Here is a 19823-nt window from a genome sequence, read left to right as displayed (position 1 = left end):
GCTGCGGCAGAATAGCGCAGGCAAATAAAGGGCTTAGAGGGGAACTAAACCGGCTTGTCCGGCGCGGATTCCGCGGCCAGCAGCCGTTCCAGGCGCGCCTCCTCGTCGGAGGTCAATCCGGGGGCTGAATCGCCCCCGCCGGCAGCCGGATTTGCCTTGCGCCGGCCGAGGCGCCAGAGCGCAAAACCGCCCAAGAGAAGCGCCAGCGGCGGGGTCAGCCACAGCACCAGCGTGTGCTCGTTGAGGCGCGGCTTCAGCAGCACGAACTCGCCATAGCGGGCGACCAGGAAATCGATCACCTGGCGGTCGCTGTCGCCGGCCGAAATGCGTTCACGCACCAGCAGGCGGAGGTCGCGCGCGAGCGGCGCCTCCGAATCGTCGATCGACTGGTTCTGGCAGACCATGCAGCGCAGCTCTTTGGAGAGCTCGCGCGCCCTCGCCTCCCTGGCCGGATCGGACATGATTTCGTCGGGCAGCACGGCGCGGGCCGGCATCGCGCCGAGCACCAGGGTCGCCGCAAGCACAGTGGCTGCAAGAGCGCGCGACCGCATCACTCGGCCGCCTGCAATGCGCGAGCCGCTTTGGCCGGTTTCGGCGCACCGACCCGCAGGCGGCGGTCGGACAGCGACAGCAATCCGCCGAACGCCATCAGCACCGGTCCCCACCAGATCATCAGCACCAGCGGCTTGTGATAGATGCGCACCGCGATCGCGCCGTCGGCGGAGCTATCGCCGAGCGAGATATAGAGCTGGCTTGCGCCGCGGGTCAGCAGCGCGGCCTCGGTGGTCGAGGCGCCGCGGGTCGTGAAGTTGCGCTTCGACGGCGTCATCACGCTGATCTTCTCGCCGTCGCGCGTCACGGTGAATTGCGCGACCATCTCGCGGAAGTTCGGCCCCTGCCGCGGGTTCAGGCCGTCGAGCCGCAGTTGGTAGCCGGCGACGCGGGCGACGTCGTCCGGCTTCATTGTGCCGATATATTCGGTGTTCCAGGTGGTCTCGCAGACGATCCCGATCAGCGCTATGCCCAGACCGGCATGCGCGAATGCCGTGCCCCAGGTCGCGCGCGGCAAGCCGCGTGCGCGGCGCAGCGAGAGCGACAGCGGAATCCGGAACAGCGCGATGCGCTCGGCGAGATCGCACAGTGCGCCTGATATGACGAACACCGCGAGCGCAATCGCGAGCGGCGCCAGGGTCGCGCCGCCATAGGTCCACGCAAACACCAGGGCCATCGCAACAAGTGCTGCGGTGCCCGCGACCATCAACCGCTGCGCGGCGCCGAGCAGGTCGCCGCGCTTCCAGGCCAAGAGCGGCCCGAACGGCACGGCGAGCAGCAGCGGCACGAACAGCGGCGCGAAGGTGAAATTGAAGAACGGCGCGCCGACCGAGATCTTCTCGCCGGTCAAGACCTCGAGCGCCAGCGGATACAGCGTGCCGATGAACACCGTCGCGCACGCGGTGGTCAGCAGCAGGTTGTTGAGCACCAGTGCGCCTTCGCGCGAGATCGGCGCGAACAGCCCGCCCTGCTTCAGCGCCGGCGCCCGCCAGGCATAGAGCGACAGGCTGCCGCCGATGAAGACGAACAGGATCAGCAGGATGAACACACCGCGGGTCGGATCGGTCGCGAAGGCGTGAACCGACGTCAGCACGCCGGAGCGCACCAGGAAGGTGCCGAGCAGCGACAGCGAGAAGGTCAGGATCGACAGCAGCACGGTCCACACCTTCAGCGCGTTGCGCTTCTCCATCACCAGCGCCGAATGCAATAGCGCGGTGCCGGCAAGCCACGGCATCAGCGAGGCGTTCTCGACCGGATCCCAGAACCACCAGCCGCCCCAGCCGAGCTCGTAATAGGCCCAGTAGGAGCCCATCGCGATGCCGAGCGTCAGGAATATCCACGCCATCAGCGTCCACGGCCGCACCCAGCGCGCCCAGGCGGCGTCGATCCGTCCCTCGAGCAGCGCCGCCACCGCGAACGAGAACGAGATCGAGAAACCGACATAGCCGAGATAGAGCATTGGCGGGTGCACCGCGAGGCCGATGTCCTGCAGCACCGGATTGAGGTCGCGTCCCTCCAGCGGCGGATTGGCGATGCGCAGGAACGGGTTCGAGGTGATCAGGATGAACAGATAGAAGGCACTGGCGACCCAGGCCTGCACCGCCAGCACATGCGCACGCAGCGACAGCGGCAGATTGTTGCCGAACGCCGCGACGAGGCCGCCGAACAGCGCCAGGATCGACACCCACAGCAGCATCGATCCTTCATGGTTTCCCCACACGCCGGTGATCTTGTAGAGCAGCGGCTTCAGCGAATGCGAATTCTCGTAGACATTGGCGACCGAGAAATCCGAGGTGACGTGCAGCGTCACCAGCGCCGCGAACGACGCCGCGACGAACAGCAACTGGGCGAGCGCGGTCGAGCGCGCGACGTTCATCAGCGCCGCATCGCGCCAGCGCGCACCGACGATCGGCACGATTGACTGGATCAGCGCGAGCCCGAGCGCGAGCACCAGGGCATAATGTCCGCTTTCGGCGATCACCGCATCGCTCCCTGAGTCGGCGCCGCGGAGGCGCTCGGCATGTTGCCTGACTTGGCGTAATCGTCCTTCCAGTGGCCCTGCTTCTTCAGGGCGTCGGCGACGTCCTTGGGCATGTAGGTCTCGTCATGCTTGGCGAGCACGGTGTCGGCGCGGAACACGCCTGACGCATCGAGCGCGCCTTCCGCGACCACGCCCTGCCCCTCGCGGAACAGATCCGGCAGGATGCCCTTGTAGGCGACCGGCAGCGTCGCGCCGCCGTCGCCGACGGTGAAGGTCACGGCGAGATTGTCACCCCGTTTAAGCGAGCCCTGTTCCACCAGGCCGCCGAGGCGGAAACGCTTGCCCGGACCGAGATGCTTCTCGGCGACCATCGACGGCGTCGAGAAGAACACGATGGAATCGCGCAGTGCGTTCAGCACCAGACCCGCAGCGATCGCGAGCACGACGAGCGCGCAGCCGATCAATGTCAAACGCCGTTGCTTCCTGGTCATGCTCTATCCTTGCGCATGACATCATCCGAAAACCGCTGCACACTTTTCGGCGTCATGCTCTATCCATCCAACCCGAGATTCTTCAGCCCCTCATTGAGCTGACGCAACCGGTCCGCATCGTTGGCCACCGCCTGACGGGCATCCGCGAGCGCGCTCATCGCCTTGTCGCGCTCTCCCATCACGAGATAGGCGCGGACCAGCCGCAGCCAGCCCTCGACATCGTCGCCGTTGGTCTTCAGCCGCGTCGCCAGCCGGTCGACCATGCCCTTGATCATGGTGCCGCGATCGGCCTCGCTCATGTCCTTGGCCGCGGCCACCACGCCCTCGGGCAGCGCCGGTGCGCTCGCGCCACCGGGAGCGATGGCGCCGCCGGGCGAGCTGACGCCGCCGGGCACGCTGCCGCCGACCCGCACCAATGCAGCCTGCACCAGCGGCCGCCACGGCGCGTCGGACGGCCCCTTGGCCAGCATCTTCTGCCAGAGTGCGGCGGCATCAGCCTTGCGGCCGTCCTGCTCGGCGGCGAGGCCGAGGAAATAGTTCGCCTTGGCATCATCGCCATTCAGCGCGACGGCGCGCTCGAACTCGGTCTTGGCGTCCGCGGTGACGACGCCGCCGGCGGTTCCCATCAGCGCCTCGCCGAGATCGGCGCGGCGATCGGCGGTCTCGCCGGCATAGGTGATCGCGTTGCGATAGGCGCGGACGGCATCATCGTAGCGGCCGAGGCGCGACAGCACCGGCGCCAGCACGGTCCAGCCGCGGCCGTCGGTCGGGTTCTTCTCCAGATGGGCCTCGACCTGCTCGACCAGATTGGCGAGCGGCTGGTTGGCATCGGCCACCCGGCTGCGCTCGGCGAGCGGAAAGTCGCCGAGCCGCGGCGAGCCGAGCGCGAGATAGAAGCTCGACGCAATCACCGGCAGCCCGACCAGGGCCACGATCGCAGCAGTGCGCCGCAGACTGAGACTGCCCTGCACCGGGGTGTCGCGCCCGCTCTGGTCGGCAGCGGCCAGCAGCCGGCGGCTGATCTCGATCCGCGCGGCATCGGCCTCGGCGGCGCCGATGATGCCGGCAGCCATGTCGCGGTCGATTTCGGCGAGTTGGTCCCGGTAGACCACGACCTCGCTGCCGCCAGTGTCCGTCCGCCCGCGGCGGCTGAGCGGCCACAGCACGGCAAAGATCGCCGCGACCGTCATCATGGCGAACACAAACCACAGCGTCATCAAGCGGTTCCCGGATGGAACGGCGGCTTCAGGCGAGCCGCCTTAGAATCGCTTTACACTACCGGCGGCGAGCCCGGCAATTGACAATTACTGGATCGGACGATGGCCGGAACAAGCGGCTTGCGGTGGCCGTTCCGGCGGTGTTGCAAGCGCGTTTGCGGGGTGAAGGCGCGCGCGACCAAAATATCGAAAACAACCCCATGCAAAGGAGCCGGCGGGCGGCCGCTAGCGCTCGAATGCCGACTTGACACGTCGGGCAAATCAGCGCCACACTTCTATTATTCAGAAATTGTGCGCTACAGGGTTCGCCAGGCAGTAAAGCGGGGGAGCCAGCGCGGCACGTTGGCGCAATAGGTTTCATACTCGGTTCCGTAGCTTTCCCTCAGCGTCGGCTCCTCATAGGCGAGTACAAAGATGTGGAAAGCGACAAACACCAGCGCTCCGTAAAGGAACAGGCGCCAATCGCCGAACAGAAGCGCCTCGCCCAGAATGACGGCGACAAGGGCAACGTAAATGGGATTGCGCACATAGCGATAGAGACCCGTCACCACCAGGTTCTGCGTCGGCGCGATCGGCGCCGGCGTGCCCAATCCCTGCAGCGCAAAGCGTGCAAACGAGTCGACAATCCCGGGGAGACCGGCGAGGATCAACAGGATCCCGACGGCGCGCGTCGCGTCGAGATCGAAGAAGGGCGGCTGAAACTCCCAACGCGTAATCCACCAGGGAACGAGCCCCGCCACCGAGCTGGGCGCAACCGCAAAGAAGAGGGCAGAGCCCAATACCGCGAGCGCTTTCCGCACGGCACCTCCTTCCCGTCCTGTCGCAATGTTAATGCAGCGATGTCCGGTCAGCGTGTTCAGCAGTTGAATCGCGACGGCCTTGCGTAAGCGTCTCGACCAGGCCCACTGTCCAGCACATCGGGCATCCGCGTAGCGCGACGAGGGCGGCAACGCCCGCGCCCAAGGAAAGCCAAGGGTGCGCGGTCTGGTGGACGATGGCCCAAGCGAGTAGCGCCGCCGCAGCCGCGCCGCGCATCAGGTGTGCGCCCAGGAAGGCGCTCCCGAACATGCCGACTCCACGAAGGTAATTCATGTGCTCTCTCGTCCGCTGTCCTTTGTGCCGAGCAGGTATTCGCGCACCAGTGCGCGGGCGCGGCGCAGGCGGCTTTTGGCCGCTTCGCGCGTCACGCCGAGCCGCCCGGCGATTTCCCAGATCGTCAGATCTTCGAGATCCCGCAGCAGCAGCACTTCGCGATGGGACGGCGAAAGCGACTCGATCGCATTGACCAAGTCTATGCGCAACTCGTCCGGCGGGACCTTTGCGAGCTCGCGTGACTCTTCCAGGCTGGCGAGCTCCTCGACTCCGCGCATCAGCATCAGCGCCGGCAGCATGCAAAGGCGCGCGATGACGGTCAGCAGCCAGCCGGCGAGTGCGGCTGGACTGCGGATCGTCCCCACGCGCCGGTACACGACGATGAGTGCTTCCTGCACCACATCCTCGATAACCGAGGCGCGGTAGCAAAGGCGCCGGGCGTAGCGTCGAATGTCCGGCTGCAGCGCCACCAATAGCTCTGTCAGCGCATGCCGGTCACCCGACTGTGCCGCGAGCAAGAGATCGTCTGAAACGCGCGCCAAGGCAGTCACCCCTTCAGTGGCTCGCGCCCGGCGATGGCGCAGGCAGGGCAATAGCCTAACACGGCGGTGACCAGGGTCACGACACCCGCGCCGCTCAGCAGTAGTCCGAGCGGCGAAGCGTGTAGCGCAACCACGCCGCAGATGAGCATCAAGCCCCCGCTGATCAGCCTGGCCGCGCGCTCCCACCCGCCAACGTTCTTCCTGTACAACATGGTTCTGTGCTCCGGTTCGTGACGCGCCGCTATGGCGCTTCACCCAGACAAGAGGGCGCAAACCCGGCGTCGGGGTCGCGACACAAAAAATAATTTGAGGGTGGCAGCTTCAGCAGGCTGGCGTGATAGCGATGGTCTGCCGGTACGGCTGGCGCCGAGCCGGTGACAGCGCCCTACCCCGCGCGCGACGACTTCCGCTCACCGGTCACGGCGTTCTCGGCCGCCCGGTTCATCAGAGAGGCGTAGTCGTGGCCGAACAGCACCTCGCAGAAGCGGATCGCGGCCTTGACCTGCTGCTGGCGGAAGGCCCGGACCCGGGCGTCGCCGCCGCGCAGTGACTGCACCAGCCCCTCGGTCGACTGCTCGACATAATGTTGCAGGTCGGAGAAGGTCCGCAGCGTCACCTCGTTGATGGCGAGCTCGCTGGCATAGGTGCGGCACACCGCGACGAAATCGATCAGGGCGGCGGCGTCCTCGACCTCGGATTGGTCGATCTTGGCGCCGGCGGTGATATCCTTGTCGGCGCGCTGGCGCAGGATGCGGCGGACCCGGCCCGGCACGCTGTCGATCTCCGATTGCAGCGCGTTGGAGGTATCCGCACGCACCGACGTGAGCTGGCGGCCCCAGGTGGAATCGTTGCGCAGGTCAAGTTCGGTGCGCAGGCCGCGGACCCCGTCATGCAGGGTCTTGAGCTGCTCGCCGACATAATCGAAATGGCCGCGCCTGATGTCGGTGCGCAGGCAGGCCGCGACGAAAGACAGGTCATGCAGCGCGATGGTGACGGCGACGCCATAGGGCGTGGCCGCAACCCGCAACTCGTCGTCGGAGGCCGCCATCTTGATCGCGAGGCGGACGATCTGCCACGGCGCGGCGAGCCGTTGCGCAATCAATGACAGCGCGAACGGCAGCAGCTGCGGCGTCTGCAGCGACGGCAGCTTGAGCGCTTCCGTGGCGGACGCGATCTGGGAGTCGGTGAAGACGCGGATCTGGCTCGGCAGCCGGCTGCCGAGGGTTTCCAGCGCCTCGCGGGCCTGCAGCACGAGGCCGATCGGCAGCAGGTCCTCGACGACGCTCGGCGGACCGACGCGTGCCAGCGCGCGCTGGCGGTCGTCCTGGGTCGGCCCGGCGATCTTGAGGATGGCTTCCGCAGCCGCGAGCTGGAACTTGCGCGCTGCGACCTCCATCGGACCGCTCTCGGTGGCCGCCGCCAGTGCCGTCTCGAATTCGCGGGCGGCCTCAGGCGCGCCCTCGCGGGCCAGCCACTGCCAGATCGGCAGCAGCGAGGCGCGCCGGAGCTGGCCCGGCCGGGTCGGGAAATTGGTCTCGACAAGGAACGGCTCGAGCGGCCGGAACAGGAGCCGCGCCGGGTCGTCGCTGCGCGGCTCGATCCGCTCGTCCTCCTCGGCCCCGCGCACGATCTTGCGCAGCTGCTCCAGGACCAGATTGGCCACAGTGACGTCGTCGCCGCGTTCGACGGCGCGCTCCAGCTCCCGCATCAGCAACGCCTGCGATTGCGGCGGAAGCTGCGCGAGATAATCCCTCAGCCGCTCGGTCGATTTCTGGCTCATGCGCCCGGTCGTGAAAGCTTGGTGCCCGGCAAACGCCGCAGCCCGTCAGCCCGCGATGATAGAGGGGGGCGCGTTAAGAACGCGTTTAGGAATACTGTCGGCGCTCGCTTCACCTCTCCCCGATGGGGAGAGGTCGATTTGCGAAGCAAATCGGGTGAGGGCCCGCCGCTCTAACGAGGGACCGTAACCCCTCACCCGGCGCTACGCGCCGACCTCTCCCAAGGGAGAGGTGAACCTCCGCTGCCGATCCAGCTCAATCTCATCCTGCCCTACACCGCCGGCAGCATCAGCTCGGCCCGCAGGCCGCCGATCGGCGCGCTGTTCAGAACGAGATTGCCGCCATAGAGGCCGGCGAGATCGGTCACGATCGACAGGCCAAGCCCCGAGCCGGGCTTCGATTCATCGAGCCGCTGGCCGCGCCGCGACACCTGGGCGCGCTCGGCTTCCGACAAGCCGCGGCCGTCGTCGTCGACCACGATGCGCAATCGCGGCCCGGCGCCCGACACCTCCGGCGGCACCACGCTGACCTCGATGGACACCTGCGAGGCCGCCCATTTGCAGGCGTTGTCGACGAGATTGCCGACCATCTCCTCGAGGTCCTGCCGCTCGCCGCGAAACCGCGCCGCCGGATCGGCCTTCGCCTCGATCGAGAGATCGCGATCGCGATGGATCTTCTCCATGGTCCGGCGCAGCGCCTCGATCACGGGCGCGACGTCGGTGATGGTCGAGACGATGGTGGCGCGGGCCGCGATCCGCGCGCGCTCGAGGTGATGCGCGACCTGGTCTCGCATCACATCGGCTTGCTCCAGCACCTTGCTGGCGAAAGGGTCCGCGGCATGCGCGGCCGCCTCGTTCACGATCACCGACAACGGCGTCTTGATCGCATGTGCGAGGTTGCCGACATGGGTGCGCGAGCGCTCGACGATCTCCCGGTTGGCATCGATCAGCGCGTTGGTCTCGCGCGCGAGCGGCGCGATCTCGACCGGAAACTTGCCTTCCAGCCGCTCGGCGCGGCCGGAGCGGATATCGGCGATCGCGTCCGAAATGCGCTTGAGCGGCGCCAGGCCGTAGCGCACCTGGAAGATCGTGGTCAGCAGCAACACGATGCCGAGGGCGGCGAAGGTGCCGCCGAGATAATAGTCGAAGCTGCGGGTCTCATCGAAGATCTCGGTCGCATCGCCGGCGACGCTGACCAGGAACCTGCCGTCGGCGCCGAGATCGACCGGCCGCTCCACCACGCGCAGGCTCTGGCCCTCCGGCCCGTCGACATAGCCGAGGCGGACGCCGGCGGCGGTCAGCTCGGCGCCGTGCTCTTCGAGCTTCGGCAGCTTCTTGTCCCACAGCGAGCGCGAGGCGCGGGTCTCGCCCTTTTCGGTGTCGGTGCGGGTGATTTGCCAGTACCAACCCGACAGCGGCAGGTCGAACAGCGGCTCGCCGAGCGACTGGAACTGGCGGTCCGCCGGCTCGTCCGGCGTCGCCACTTCGGCGATCAGGGTGCGCAGATAGAGATTGAGCCGGCGGTCGAAGGCGCGCTCGGTGGCGTCGCGGTAGACCGACGAGAGGATGACGCCGGTGATCGCCAGGATCACCACCACCCAGGCGGTCGCCGAGACGAACAGGCGGGTCGCAAGCGAGCTGCCGCCCATCAGGGCACGAGCTCGAACAGCGTGTCGGCGGGCCGCGACAAAGCGGGTTCAGACATGGCGAATCCAGTCCTCCTGGCGCGGATCATGCCGATGCCCGCATCGCGATCAAGCGCATTAAGAGCATGATCCGATTGCACAGGAGATGCCCCTATCCTTTTGTTTGGTCGCGCCTTCTTCTTCACGCGAACCCAAACATCCACTGTGCTCGAAATCGCTTTAAGTCGGCGGCGACAGCATGTAACCCAAGCCCCGAACAGTCTGGATAATATCAACTTCCAGCTTCTTGCGGATGCGGCCGACGAACACCTCGATCGTGTTGGAGTCGCGGTCGAAGTCCTGGTCGTAGAGATGTTCGACCAGCTCGGTGCGCGAGACCACCCGCCCGGTGTGGTGCATCAGATAGTCGAGCAGATTGTACTCGTGCGAGGTCAGCTTGATCGGGTTGCCGTTGACGGTGACGCGCTTGGTGCGGGTATTGAGCGCGACCGGCCCGCAGTTCAGTTCGACCTGGGCATGCCCGGTGGCGCGGCGCAGCAGCGCACGGATCCGTGCCAGCACCTCCTCCAGATGAAAGGGCTTGGCGACATAATCGTCGGCGCCCGCGTCGAAGCCCTGAACCTTGTCGCTCCAGCGATCGCGCGCGGTGAGAATCAGCACCGGCATCACCCGCTTGTTCCGCCGCCAGGCCTCCAGCACCGAGATACCGTCCATCTTCGGCAGGCCGATATCCAGCACGACGGCGTCGTAGGGCTCGCTATCGCCCAGGAAATGCCCCTCTTCGCCGTCGAACGCGCGATCGACCACATAGCCGGCGTCCGTCAAGGCGGTGGTGAGCTGGCGGTTCAGATCCGGGTCATCCTCAACGACGAGCAGACGCACTTTGGCCTCCGAGAGTGAGCATTGCGATCATCCGTCATCAAATGAGGCTTCCGGCCGTGAACGGCCTATGAATGGATCCGCAAGGCTGAGCTTATTTTTTTGTCAGGTGCACCATCCCGGGAACCCGCGCAAGCGCCGCAGGTTCCCTCGATCAGATGCGGATGAAACGAGGCTGGGTTTCAGATTGAGGTAATATAACACCTAGATTTGCACCTAGAGCATGATCCGGAAAAGTGGAAACCGGTTTTCCGAAAAGATCATGCTCAAACAAAGAGATGAGATCGTGATGCGTTTCCGTGGAAACGCATTACGATCTGGACTTAAGATGTTCGCATTGCTCATCCATGATCGCGGTATCAACCCGTCGGCTCCGTCAGTGGTGTCACGGACGGCTGCTGGTTAACCTTCGGCGGGCATTTAATTGTCGCGGCTACGCACGATGCGCTAATCCAGCGCGGCGCGGCGGGGCACAGAGACCGGGAATACTTTGTTGCTTATTTCAAAGATCAAGACGTTTGGGCTGGTTGCCGGATGGCTGGCGCTGGCCTTCATCGTATTCGTCACATTGTCCCCGATCCAGGACCGTCCGTCGTTTTTGCATCCTCAGGCCGAGCGCTTCGCCGCGTTTGCGGTGATGGGACTGGCCTTCGTGCTGGGTTACCCGCGGCGCACTGCCCTGATCTTGTTCTTTGTCGTCTTCAGCGCGTTCACGCTTGAGGCGATGCAATTGCTGACAGCGGACCGTCACGGCCGGCTGCTCGATGCGATCGTCAAGGTTGCGGGAGGGCTCGCCGGCGTCGGCGCGGGTCACTTCATCCTGCTGGTGCTGCGCAGCCAGTTTGGCCGGTTGAGATCGCGCGCGGAAAATCCGGCGAGCTAATCGCGCTTCGGCGCTTCCGCGGACCTTGTGCCGTCCTGCGTCATGCATTGCTGAAAGAAGTGCAGCCGGTCGCCGTTCATCGGCCCGGCCCCCGGGCGCTTGTACGGATAGACCAGATAGGCCGCGCGCAGGCATCGCTTCGCCGTCTCGGCATCGGGCGCCGCGAGCGCGGCATGCGACGCCAGCAAGAGCGCCAGCACCGCACCGAACCCGACGGAAACGCCGCTCACGGCTTCTCGCATTCCGAGTAGAACACGCCGTTCGCGGCCGCCAGCCGCTGCAGGCAATGGCGCTTGTCGGTCACCGCGCCCTCGACCGTGAAATCATAGGCCTGCGCCTTCAGGATCAGCGCGTAGCGTCCGGGCGACAGCGGCGCGTCGTCGCGCGGCTGGACCTCGAACATCTGCGGATCCTCCATCAGCGGCGCTGCGCGGAACGGGATCGAGATGTTGCGGATCACCCAGTTGTCGTCGCCCGGTGACACCACCGGCTTGCCGGTGGCGTCGAACGTGGTCTGCTGGGTCACGCGCGCGATCAGGCGCACATCGATCGGGTCGGAGGCGCCGCTGGAGCCCTCGCGCCGGAACACGATGAAGCGGAGATGCCCATCAGGCAGTGTGGTCTCGCTCGGCTTCGTGATCGCGGCCGAAATCGCGATGCGCGGATCCGGTGCGCGGCCCTGGATCAGTTGCAGCTCGTAGAGCTTGCCACCGCTCTCGGCGTAGACGCCATAGGCGGTCGGCAACGGCCGTTTCGGCGCCAGCGGCGCGGCGGGCACCGCAGGCTGCGGCACGGCCACAACGACCGCCGGCTTCTGGGGTTGCGCCGGCGACGGTGCGAGCGTGCCCGCAATCATCGCGCGCGCCGCGGCCAACGACACACCGCGTTGCTGCAGCAGGACGACGGCCGCGATCAATCCAAAGAGCGCCAGCATCGCAACATAACGCAGCGGCGCCGACGACGACCACAACGGACGGCGCGGCAGCTCGGCAGGCTCGAGCGTCGTGGCAAATGCCTCCTCGGCATCGATCCGCGGAGGCCCCTCGATCCGCCGCGCCGCGCCGGCCGCCTCCAGGAATGCGGGCAGCGCCCGCCCCGACCGCACGGCGAATTTTTCGAACAGATTGTCCCTGGTGTGCGCTTCGACGCCCTCGATCGCCACTTCCAGCGCCTGCATCAGACGCTGTTTTTCGCTCGGGTCCTCGTGCGCGAGCTGCTGCAGCTTCTGCCGCGCCAGCTCGTAGACCGCGCTGCGCAGCTGCTGCGGGTCGGAGCTGACGGAGTCGATGGTCCGCGCCAGCACCAGCGCGAACTCCACCTCGGGGTGCGCAGGGCTGATGTCCCTGACCGTCCTCTGGGCTGGGGTCGACGTCATAAATGTTAGTCTGGTTTACCCATAATGTTACAACATTCTAGGTGGCTTCTACAGTTAACACAAATGACAATGCCCGCAGATGACGTCGCGGTCTGACGTTACCAATCCGAGCAGCAGGATTCATTGACCCGTACTTTGCAGATCCTGGACGACTGGTTCTTCGCGCCGAAGCGGGACCGCCGGTCCTGGCCGGACCTCCTGCTGTTCGCGGGATGGATCGCGCTGGCCGGCTTCCAGATCGCCCGCCACGTGATGTGGCGCGACGAGGTCCGCGCGCTCACCATTGCCCTGAACGGCGACAATGTGATCACCATGCTGAGGGGGCTGCACGGCGAAGGTCACCCTGCCCTCTGGTATCTGCTGCTGCGCGGCGCGCACGCCGCCTTCGACCGGGTCGAGGTGCTGCCCGGCGTCGCCTTGGTGGTCGGGCTCCTCACGGTCGCGCTGCTGATCTTCCGCTCGCCGTTCCCGCGGCCGCTGGTCCTGCTGCTGATCACGAGCCACGCGCTGCTGTTCGAATATGTCGTGATGGCCAGGAATTACGGCATCTCGGCGCTGTTCCTGTTCGCGATCGCAGCCTGCTATCCGGCCCACCGCGACCGCGGCATCCTGCTCGGCGTACTGCTGCTCCTGCTCGCCAACACCAATGTCGTCGGCGCCATCGTGGCCGGCGGGCTTCTGCTGTTCTGGCTGCTCGACCTGCTCGAGACCCAGCTCGCGAACCAACTCGGCTGGCGCTGGTCGCCGCAACTCAGCAATTTCGCGATCAATGCGATCATCGCGACGCTCGGCGTCGCGATCTGCGCGGTGACGATGCTGCCGACCTATAATGACGCGGCGGCCCGGGACTGGTCGCACGCTTCAGTGCTGGCGGCCACAATCCGTTCCCTGGTGAACCCCGGCACGACGTCGCTCGGCGCGCTGTTTGCCAATCTGCTGCCGGGGGTCGTGGGATCGGTGCTGCTGTTCGCCGCGACGCTCGGATTGCTGCCGCGGCGACCGGCCTTTCTCGCCGCGCTGGCCGCGCTGCTGCTGACGTCGCTGTTCTTCGCCGTCGCGGCCAATGGCGCCTACCGCCACGCCGCGGTCTGGCTGTGCTTCCTGATCACGCTGTACTGGATCGGCTGGAGCAAAATCACGGCGGCACCGGCTTCTACGGGGCTCGACGGGCTTCTGCCGGCGATCGGACGCGCATCGCTCCTGCTGCTGCTCGCGATCCAGACCGCCGCGGGCATCAACGATTTGCGCAACGCGGCGACCGGTGCGGTCGCGAGCCGCAGCGCCGATCTCGGCCGCCTGATCGCCTCGCGCGCCGATCTCGCCAACGCGGTCATCCTCAGCGAGCCGGAATGGCTCGTCGAGGCACTGCCCTACTACGTCAGCAACCGGCTCTATCTGGCGCGCGACCACAAATTCGGCAGCGTCGTGATCTTCACGCGCAAAGGCAGGATGGACAGCGATCTCGGCGAGACCTTGCGGCTGGCACGCGAGCTCCGCGAAACATCAGGTGCGCCCGTCATCATCCTGCTGGCCTATCGGCTCGATCAGATCACGCCCGACCAGACCTACGACGAAGGCAAGGACTGGAGGACGTTCCGTGCCTCGGCCGCGCAGATCCGCGAATTCCGCGAAGCGACCACGATGATCCGCCGCTTCGACCCCGCCAAGACCGACGAGAGTTTCGACGTCTACCTCCTCAAATAGGCGATCGATCGACGACGACAGGAAAGGACCGCGCGATGGCGCTGATGGACAGCAAGGTCGAAGCCCGCAAGCTGCCTGCCGCAAGCATCCGGCAGTATCTTGCGATCCTGCGGCTCGATCACAGCACCAAGCACGTCTTCATCGTTCCCGGGATCATTCTCGCCTGGATGTTGCGCGGCGCGAGAGCCGATGATCTCGCCCTCTCCATCGCCCTTGGCCTTGTCGCCGCGGTCTGCATCGCGTCAGCCAACTACGTGATCAACGAATGGTTCGACCGCGACTTCGACCGGCATCATCCGACCAAGTCGCAACGCTCCGCGGTGCAGAGTGCGATGGACGGCAGGATCATCGGACTCGAATGGCTGCTGCTGGTCGCGCTTGGCCTCGTCTGCGCGGCAGCGAGCAGCCGCCTGATGCTGTTCGCAACCGGCATCTTTGCCCTGCAGGGCATCGTCTACAACGTCCCGCCGCTGCGCAGCAAGGACAAGGCCTATTTCGACGTCATCTCGGAATCCGTCAACAATCCGCTGCGGCTGTTGATCGGCTGGGCGATGATCGACCCGACCTCGCTGCCGCCCGGCTCGGTGATCCTGTGCTATTGGTTCGGCGGCGCGTTCCTGATGGCCGCCAAGCGGCTGTCTGAATATCGCGAGATCGCGGCGTCCCACGGCAGGGAGCTGCTGGCGCGCTACCGCGCGAGCTTTGCAGACTATACCGAGGTGTCGCTGACCGCCTCCTGCCTCAGCTATTCGCTGTTCTCGGTGTTCTTCCTCTCGGTATTCCTGGTGAAGTACCGCATCGAGTACATCCTTGCGATGCCGCTGGTGGTGATGCTGTTCACCACCTACTTCTCGATGTCGACATCGCCGGGCTCGTCGGCGCAGAAGCCCGAGAAGCTCTATGGCGAGCGCGGCCTGATGCTGATCGTGCTGACGCTGATCGCCGTCTTCCTGATGGCAAGCTTCGTCGACATGCCGTTCCTGAGCAGGCTCGCGGAGCAGCACTACATCACGCTGGATTAATACGACTGCGGCACAAGTCCCTTTCCCCTCATCCTGAGGAGCCCGCGGGACGCGGGCGTCTCGAAGGATGTAGGCCACAGTCGGGGCCTCATGGTTCGAGACGCGCTCCGCGCTCCCCACCATGAGGGGCTTATGACGAAGTAAGATTAAGCCGCGACGAGTTAGCGCCGGCGCGGATGCGCCTTCTGATGCCACGCCCAGGCCGAGCGGATGATGTAGCCGAGATCCGATCGGCTCGCCTTGAAGCCGAGACCGCTCTCCGACTTGGAGGGATCGGCGACCAGGATCGGCGGATCGCCGGCCCGGCGTTCGCGCACCACGCTCGGCACCGCCTCGCCGGTCTCGGCGCGGATCGCGTCGAGCACCTCGCGCACCGAATAGCCGGTGCCGGTGCCGAGGTTGAACACGCCGCCGGCGTCGCCCTTCAGCAGCAGCTCGAGCGCCGCGATATGGGCGCTGGCGAGATCGTCGACATGGATGTAGTCGCGCACCGCGGTGCCGTCGGGCGTCTCGTAGTCCTCGCCGAAGATCGCGAAATCAGGCACGTGCCCGAGCAGCGCCATCAGCGCGCGCGGAATCAGATGCGTCTCGGGATCGCGGAGCTCGCCGATGGTGCCGGAGGCGTCGGCGCCGCAGGCGTTGAAATAGCGCAGGCACACCGAGTTGAACCGATAGGCCGCGCGGTAGTCGGCCAGCATCTGCTCGATCATGAATTTGGAGCGGCCGTAGGGATTGACGGTCGGTCCCGCGGCGCTTTCGGGAATCGGATCGCGCCCGGCATTGCCATAGACGGCGCCGGTCGAGGAAAACACCAGGCGGTCGCACCCCGCTTCCCGCATGCCGCGCAGCAGGCCGAGCGTTCCGGCAACGTTGTTGGTGAAGTATTTCTGCGGATCGGCGACCGACTCGCCGACCGCGCTGAACGCGGCGAAATGCATCACGGCAAGCGCATTGTGCTCGCGGATCGTGGCGGCGATCTTGTCGTGATCGGCGACATCGCCGATCACGAGCGGTCCCCATTGCACGAAATTGCGATGCCCGGTCGACAGATTGTCATAGACGACCGGGACAAAACCGGCCTCGGCAACGGCCTTGGCGCAATGGGAGCCAATGTATCCCGCGCCGCCCGTGATGAGAATCGAACCCCTGCTCGTCATTGAAAATGTCGTCCCTGCGCGGACCAATCCTGCGTCTCAACAGACGCGGTCGCTGCATGGGTACGACATTCCGCCTAGCGCGGCAAAACGACGATGGGAATAGCGTTAAGACCGCACGGGTCTGCCGCCGGGTGACGGTTAACGCGGCCCCAGCGGAACGTTGGTCTGTTGCCCGACCGGCGGCCCGTATCGCGACGGCCTCCCATTCGGGTAAGCCGGCATTGCCGGCGGCACCGGCCGGGTCGCCGGCGGCCGCGACGTCGGGACGCCGCCGCCCGGTCCATCGATCGAATAACGCGTTGCGCCCTGCGAGGTCTGCCGGGTCCCCTGTGCGAGCACCGGGGCTGCTGTGGCGACGACCAGCGTCGCGGTTATGACAAGGCCGGCCAGCTTCATGTCGATGCCTCGATGGATTGGGTCGGAATCAACGGGGCAAACGTCCGATCGTTCCGGATATCGTGGCAGCGCGCCTGCGATCTTCATCATCCCCATACGAAAAGTGGCGCGGCGAAATGTCTCGCCACGCCACTTGATGGGGCTCACTCGGACGTTCAGACGCGGGCCTGCGCGACGGCGGCCCAGTGATCGGGGTTGGCCGGGGTCTGCATCCTCACCCAGCGATAATGCGCCTGCGACCAGTTGCGGATCTGCGCGTTCAGATTGTCGAGCACGACGTCGCCGCCCTTGGCGCGGACCACGAGCACGAGATGATGCTCGCCCCAGGACGTCACCACCTCGCTCAGCAGCAGGTTGCGCATCGGCCAGCCGCGCGCCAAGAGCTCATGGCGCTTGCTGACGGCGTAGTCGTTGCAATCGCCGCGCGCCGGATTGATCAGCCATTCCTCGCCGGCCAGGCCGCGTTCGTTGCGCTGCGGCGCGATGCTGCGATTGACCGAAGCATTGACCTCGATCAGGTCGGCGATGCGCTGCTTGGTCATGCGTGTCGCGCCGCCGCGGAAGACCATGCGGGCGCGCGGCTGCGACTTGCATTCGTCGGCATAGCGCATGCAGAACATGGTGTAGGCCATCGGCGCCAGCGTCGGTTCGCTGAAGCGGATCTTCTCGATCACGCCGTGCAACGGCAGCGGGAAGCCGACCATACCCGCTTGCGTGTCCCGCGCGCTTGCCCCGAGCGCAACGATGGCCAGAACCAGGACCATCACTTTCTTGACGCTGTACATGTCTTCACTCCCCACAGTGACGGGAAGCAAGTACGGGAAATGTCTTGAGCTTAGGCTCAAGCGCGCGGCGGCATTTGCCTCAAATGCTCAGATGCACGCGAGCGATCCGTTAACCAAGCGGCCCTCCGCGCCGGCAGGCTGCCGGCCGCGAATGATAACGCTCTCGCCGGGCATTCGATCGCAGCTTTGTTATCTTCCAGGCGGTCTTTTCCCGCGATTTTTGTGGACGCCGCCGTCAGGGGAGGCGTTGTTTGCGGCGCGGGAATTTTTGTTCCCGTGCGGACATGGTTAGCCCGACGTGAAGCGGCCGGCGCGCTCTGTTACATCGTCACCCGCTGCCGGGGGGCGATCCCGCACCAGTTCATGACGAGATCGGCGAGCATCTTGATCTCGAGATCCGCGGGCGTGCCGCCGGCGAAATCGGCGACCGATTGCCCCAATGCGACGGCGCGGACATAGGCGGAGCGGCTTCCGATCATCGGCCCGATCTCCTCGTCGAGCGTATCCAGTTCTTCGATCAGTTGCTGGCCCTCGAGCGTGCGCTGGTCGACGCGGTTCGGCACGATCATGGCACGCAGCGCGGTGCGCCGCGTGGCGCGCACCTCCCGCACGATGTCGAGCGTCCGCGCGGTGGCCTCGATATCGAGGCCGGACGGCGTACAGGGCATCAGCACGATGTTGGCAACCGCGAGCACGGCGCCCAGCACCCGGTCGTTCGGCGCGGAATCCACGACGATGATCTGGTGCGGAATCTGGCGCATCAGCTTGGCCCATTCGGCCACGGGGCGGGTTTCCGGATCAAGCTGGTAGACGGGGAACGTCAGATTGCCAGGCTCGGCCCAGTGACAGGCGGACGCCTGGGAGTCGGCATCGACCAGTCCCACCACGCCCGTGCGCCGGTCCAGCTCTGCGGCCAGCAAGACCGCAAGAGTCGTCTTTCCGACCCCGCCTTTGCGCTGGGCAACCGAGATGACAAGCGGCATCGCAAGCTCCTGGCGTTATCCCCCGTGCGTGCGCGGGAGGACACCTTCATCAACGAGCGTCAGCATCCGGGGCAGACAGACCCGCTTTGCGTCGTAATTGTCGCGCACGAAGCTCCTTGCCTTCATCCGCATCTTCTTGAAGGCCTTGGGCCGTGACAGCACCGAGATTACCTGATCCGACAGCGCATCAATATCAAAAAACGGCGCCAGCAGGCCGTTGCCATCAGTGATGATGTCGCGCAGCGGCGCCGTGTCCGACGCCACCACCGCGCATCCCGCGCTCATGGCCTCCAGCAGCGACCATGACAGCACGAAGGGATAGGTCAGGTAGACGTGCACCGAGGAGATCTGCAGCAGTTCGAGATAGGGTTTCCGCGGAATCCGGCCGAGGAAATGCACGCGGCGAAGATCGATGTCCGACCTGATCTCGTCCAGGAACATCGACTTCCAGCTTGAGCCCTTGGGCGGATTCGCCCCGTAGGATGTCCCGCTGCCGCCGACGATCACCACCTGCGCATTCGGCCGCGCTGCCATGATCCTCGGCAGCGATCGCATGAAGACATGGAATCCGCGCACCGGCTCCAGATTGCGCGAGACGTAGGTGATCACCTCGTCGTCCGCCGACAACGTCGCGCCGTTCGGAAGCTGAAACCTCGCGACGGGATTGGGCTTCACCTCGTCGGTGTCCACGCCCTCGTGGATGACCTCGATCTTGCTCTGAAACTCTCGGGGAAAGGTCGACCGCTGCCACGGCGTCGGCGAGACGCCGGTATCGCATTCGGTGAGCGCCAGCAGCGTGGTCGCATTCTTCAGATGGAGTGCGACATTGCCGTCGAGGCCCGTCATCGGAAACTCGGGATCGAAGCCGACGTCCCTGCCCTCGGCACCGTAGTAGAATTCGCAGTAGAGGATGATCCGCGCGCGCGGAAACATCGTGCGCAGCGGCAGCGTCTCACCCCAGCCGGGATGCGCGAAGATCAGGTCGGGCACGAAGCCCTGACCCGACAGCGACGACAGCGCATACAGCACCTCCTCGGCACGTCGCGCCTCGACATCGAAGCGGCGGGCAAAGGGATGCACGGGTGAGGAATCCGACTTGGTCGTCGAATACTTCAGCAGCCGGATATCCGGCGTCGTGCTCGCGGTCGATGAACCGACTGCAACGACTCTGTTTCCGGGCTGCTCCGCGAGAGCACGCGCAATGTGGCGGTACTGTGCCGGAAAGTTATTGTGGACGAAGAGCACGTTCATGGGCGGGCGAGCGCGCCCCCCGGCCGCGCGGTCTTCGATTGGGGTCAGGGTCGATACCATGACCTGCGATGTGTCTTCGATATTCACGTG

The 19823-nt window shown here is 65.7% G+C and carries 21 protein-coding genes; 3 read left to right on the top strand and 18 right to left on the bottom strand.

Going from position 1 to position 19823, the window contains the following annotated elements; translation table 11 throughout:
• Nucleotides 1–44 precede the first annotated feature (44 nt).
• The 11 genes from ACVILL_RS27280 to ACVILL_RS27230 all read right to left on the bottom strand — a co-directional run bounded on the left by ACVILL_RS27280 (nt 45) and on the right by ACVILL_RS27230 (nt 10180).
• Nucleotides 45–551: a cytochrome c-type biogenesis protein gene (locus tag ACVILL_RS27280; RefSeq protein WP_456731874.1), complete on the bottom strand. Its 507-nt coding sequence runs from the start codon at nt 549–551 to the stop codon at nt 45–47.
• Nucleotides 551–2533 (bottom strand): heme lyase CcmF/NrfE family subunit, encoded by a 1983-nt coding sequence (locus ACVILL_RS27275; protein WP_456731873.1) that lies wholly within the window; start codon nt 2531–2533, stop codon nt 551–553. The genes ACVILL_RS27280 and ACVILL_RS27275 overlap by 1 nt, the downstream gene beginning before the upstream one ends.
• Complete coding sequence (gene ccmE, locus ACVILL_RS27270; protein ID WP_456731872.1) at nt 2530–3024, bottom strand: cytochrome c maturation protein CcmE; 495 nt, start codon at nt 3022–3024, stop codon at nt 2530–2532. The genes ACVILL_RS27275 and ccmE overlap by 4 nt, the downstream gene beginning before the upstream one ends.
• Nucleotides 3025–3083: 59 nt before the next feature.
• Entirely contained in the window at nt 3084–4241 is a 1158-nt protein-coding gene (ccmI, locus tag ACVILL_RS27265; RefSeq protein ID WP_456731871.1) for a c-type cytochrome biogenesis protein CcmI, read from the bottom strand.
• Nucleotides 4242–4537: 296 nt separating this feature from the next.
• Nucleotides 4538–5041, bottom strand: coding sequence for a methyltransferase family protein (locus tag ACVILL_RS27260; protein ID WP_456731870.1), 504 nt, complete (start codon nt 5039–5041; stop codon nt 4538–4540).
• 288 nt (nt 5042–5329) lie between these two features.
• Entirely contained in the window at nt 5330–5875 is a 546-nt protein-coding gene (locus tag ACVILL_RS27255; RefSeq protein WP_456731869.1) for an RNA polymerase sigma factor, read from the bottom strand.
• Nucleotides 5876–5880: 5 nt separating this feature from the next.
• Entirely contained in the window at nt 5881–6087 is a 207-nt protein-coding gene (locus tag ACVILL_RS27250; protein ID WP_456731868.1) for a YgaP family membrane protein, read from the bottom strand.
• A gap of 173 nt (nt 6088–6260) precedes the next feature.
• Nucleotides 6261–7655 (bottom strand): hypothetical protein, encoded by a 1395-nt coding sequence (locus ACVILL_RS27245; protein WP_456731867.1) that lies wholly within the window; start codon nt 7653–7655, stop codon nt 6261–6263.
• Between the two features lie 269 nt (nt 7656–7924).
• Nucleotides 7925–9301, bottom strand: a complete 1377-nt coding sequence (locus ACVILL_RS27240) for an ATP-binding protein (protein WP_456731866.1) — start codon at nt 9299–9301, stop codon at nt 7925–7927.
• Nucleotides 9301–9483: a hypothetical protein gene (locus ACVILL_RS27235; protein ID WP_456731865.1), complete on the bottom strand. Its 183-nt coding sequence runs from the start codon at nt 9481–9483 to the stop codon at nt 9301–9303. Before ACVILL_RS27235 ends, ACVILL_RS27240 begins: the two co-directional genes overlap by 1 nt.
• A 34-nt stretch (nt 9484–9517) precedes the next feature.
• Nucleotides 9518–10180, bottom strand: coding sequence for a response regulator transcription factor (locus tag ACVILL_RS27230; RefSeq protein WP_016841655.1), 663 nt, complete (start codon nt 10178–10180; stop codon nt 9518–9520).
• Between the two features lie 490 nt (nt 10181–10670).
• On the opposite strand from ACVILL_RS27230, the gene ACVILL_RS27225 reads away from it, so the two are divergent.
• Nucleotides 10671–11060 (top strand): VanZ family protein, encoded by a 390-nt coding sequence (locus ACVILL_RS27225; RefSeq protein WP_456731864.1) that lies wholly within the window; start codon nt 10671–10673, stop codon nt 11058–11060.
• On the opposite strand, the gene ACVILL_RS27220 is transcribed toward ACVILL_RS27225, so the two are convergent.
• Together ACVILL_RS27220 and ACVILL_RS27215 are read right to left on the bottom strand one after the other, a co-directional pair.
• Nucleotides 11057–11290, bottom strand: coding sequence for a hypothetical protein (locus ACVILL_RS27220; RefSeq protein WP_456731863.1), 234 nt, complete (start codon nt 11288–11290; stop codon nt 11057–11059). The two genes, ACVILL_RS27225 and ACVILL_RS27220, sit on opposite strands and share 4 nt — an antisense overlap.
• Nucleotides 11287–12435: a hypothetical protein gene (locus tag ACVILL_RS27215; RefSeq protein WP_456731862.1), complete on the bottom strand. Its 1149-nt coding sequence runs from the start codon at nt 12433–12435 to the stop codon at nt 11287–11289. The genes ACVILL_RS27220 and ACVILL_RS27215 overlap by 4 nt, the downstream gene beginning before the upstream one ends.
• A gap of 123 nt (nt 12436–12558) precedes the next feature.
• Between ACVILL_RS27215 and ACVILL_RS27210 the strand changes: the two genes are divergently transcribed.
• A complete protein-coding gene (locus ACVILL_RS27210) occupies nt 12559–14139 on the top strand; it encodes a hypothetical protein (protein ID WP_456731861.1) in 1581 nt (526 codons plus the stop codon).
• 35 nt (nt 14140–14174) lie between these two features.
• The gene (locus ACVILL_RS27205; RefSeq protein ID WP_456731860.1) at nt 14175–15161 is read left to right on the top strand and encodes a UbiA family prenyltransferase; all 987 of its coding nucleotides are present in this window, start codon (nt 14175–14177) and stop codon (nt 15159–15161) included.
• Between the two features lie 161 nt (nt 15162–15322).
• On the opposite strand, the gene galE is transcribed toward ACVILL_RS27205, so the two are convergent.
• From galE to ACVILL_RS27180, 5 genes are all read right to left on the bottom strand, one after another.
• Nucleotides 15323–16318 carry a UDP-glucose 4-epimerase GalE gene (gene galE / locus ACVILL_RS27200; RefSeq protein WP_456731859.1) on the bottom strand — a complete coding sequence of 332 codons (996 nt, stop codon included), beginning with the start codon at nt 16316–16318 and terminating at the stop codon, nt 15323–15325.
• A 138-nt stretch (nt 16319–16456) separates the two neighbouring features.
• Entirely contained in the window at nt 16457–16714 is a 258-nt protein-coding gene (locus tag ACVILL_RS27195) for a hypothetical protein (RefSeq protein WP_456731858.1), read from the bottom strand.
• A 155-nt stretch (nt 16715–16869) separates the two neighbouring features.
• Complete coding sequence (locus ACVILL_RS27190) at nt 16870–17499, bottom strand: transglutaminase-like cysteine peptidase (protein WP_456731857.1); 630 nt, start codon at nt 17497–17499, stop codon at nt 16870–16872.
• Nucleotides 17500–17819: 320 nt separating this feature from the next.
• Nucleotides 17820–18482, bottom strand: coding sequence for a nucleotide-binding protein (locus ACVILL_RS27185; protein ID WP_456731856.1), 663 nt, complete (start codon nt 18480–18482; stop codon nt 17820–17822).
• Nucleotides 18483–18497: 15 nt separating this feature from the next.
• Nucleotides 18498–19733, bottom strand: coding sequence for a glycosyltransferase family 4 protein (locus tag ACVILL_RS27180; RefSeq protein WP_456731855.1), 1236 nt, complete (start codon nt 19731–19733; stop codon nt 18498–18500).
• Nucleotides 19734–19823: the final 90 nt, after the last annotated feature.

Source organism: Bradyrhizobium sp. USDA 3364 (genome assembly GCF_054056355.1).
Note: the sequence above shows the minus strand (reverse complement) of the source record. Positions and strands in the feature narration are given on the sequence as shown.

Coding starts and splice junctions, on each gene's coding strand:
- ACVILL_RS27280 (WP_456731874.1), bottom strand. CDS start 551: ATGCGGTCGCGCGCTCTTGCAGCCACTGTGCTTGCGGCGACCCTGGTG.
- ccmE (WP_456731872.1), bottom strand. CDS start 3,024: ATGACCAGGAAGCAACGGCGTTTGACATTGATCGGCTGCGCGCTCGTC.
- ccmI (WP_456731871.1), bottom strand. CDS start 4,241: ATGACGCTGTGGTTTGTGTTCGCCATGATGACGGTCGCGGCGATCTTT.
- ACVILL_RS27250 (WP_456731868.1), bottom strand. CDS start 6,087: ATGTTGTACAGGAAGAACGTTGGCGGGTGGGAGCGCGCGGCCAGGCTG.
- ACVILL_RS27245 (WP_456731867.1), bottom strand. CDS start 7,655: ATGAGCCAGAAATCGACCGAGCGGCTGAGGGATTATCTCGCGCAGCTT.
- ACVILL_RS27240 (WP_456731866.1), bottom strand. CDS start 9,301: ATGGGCGGCAGCTCGCTTGCGACCCGCCTGTTCGTCTCGGCGACCGCC.
- ACVILL_RS27215 (WP_456731862.1), bottom strand. CDS start 12,435: ATGACGTCGACCCCAGCCCAGAGGACGGTCAGGGACATCAGCCCTGCG.
- ACVILL_RS27205 (WP_456731860.1), top strand. CDS start 14,175: ATGGCGCTGATGGACAGCAAGGTCGAAGCCCGCAAGCTGCCTGCCGCA.
- galE (WP_456731859.1), bottom strand. CDS start 16,318: ATGACGAGCAGGGGTTCGATTCTCATCACGGGCGGCGCGGGATACATT.
- ACVILL_RS27195 (WP_456731858.1), bottom strand. CDS start 16,714: ATGAAGCTGGCCGGCCTTGTCATAACCGCGACGCTGGTCGTCGCCACA.
- ACVILL_RS27190 (WP_456731857.1), bottom strand. CDS start 17,499: ATGTACAGCGTCAAGAAAGTGATGGTCCTGGTTCTGGCCATCGTTGCG.
- ACVILL_RS27185 (WP_456731856.1), bottom strand. CDS start 18,482: ATGCCGCTTGTCATCTCGGTTGCCCAGCGCAAAGGCGGGGTCGGAAAG.
- ACVILL_RS27180 (WP_456731855.1), bottom strand. CDS start 19,733: ATGAACGTGCTCTTCGTCCACAATAACTTTCCGGCACAGTACCGCCAC.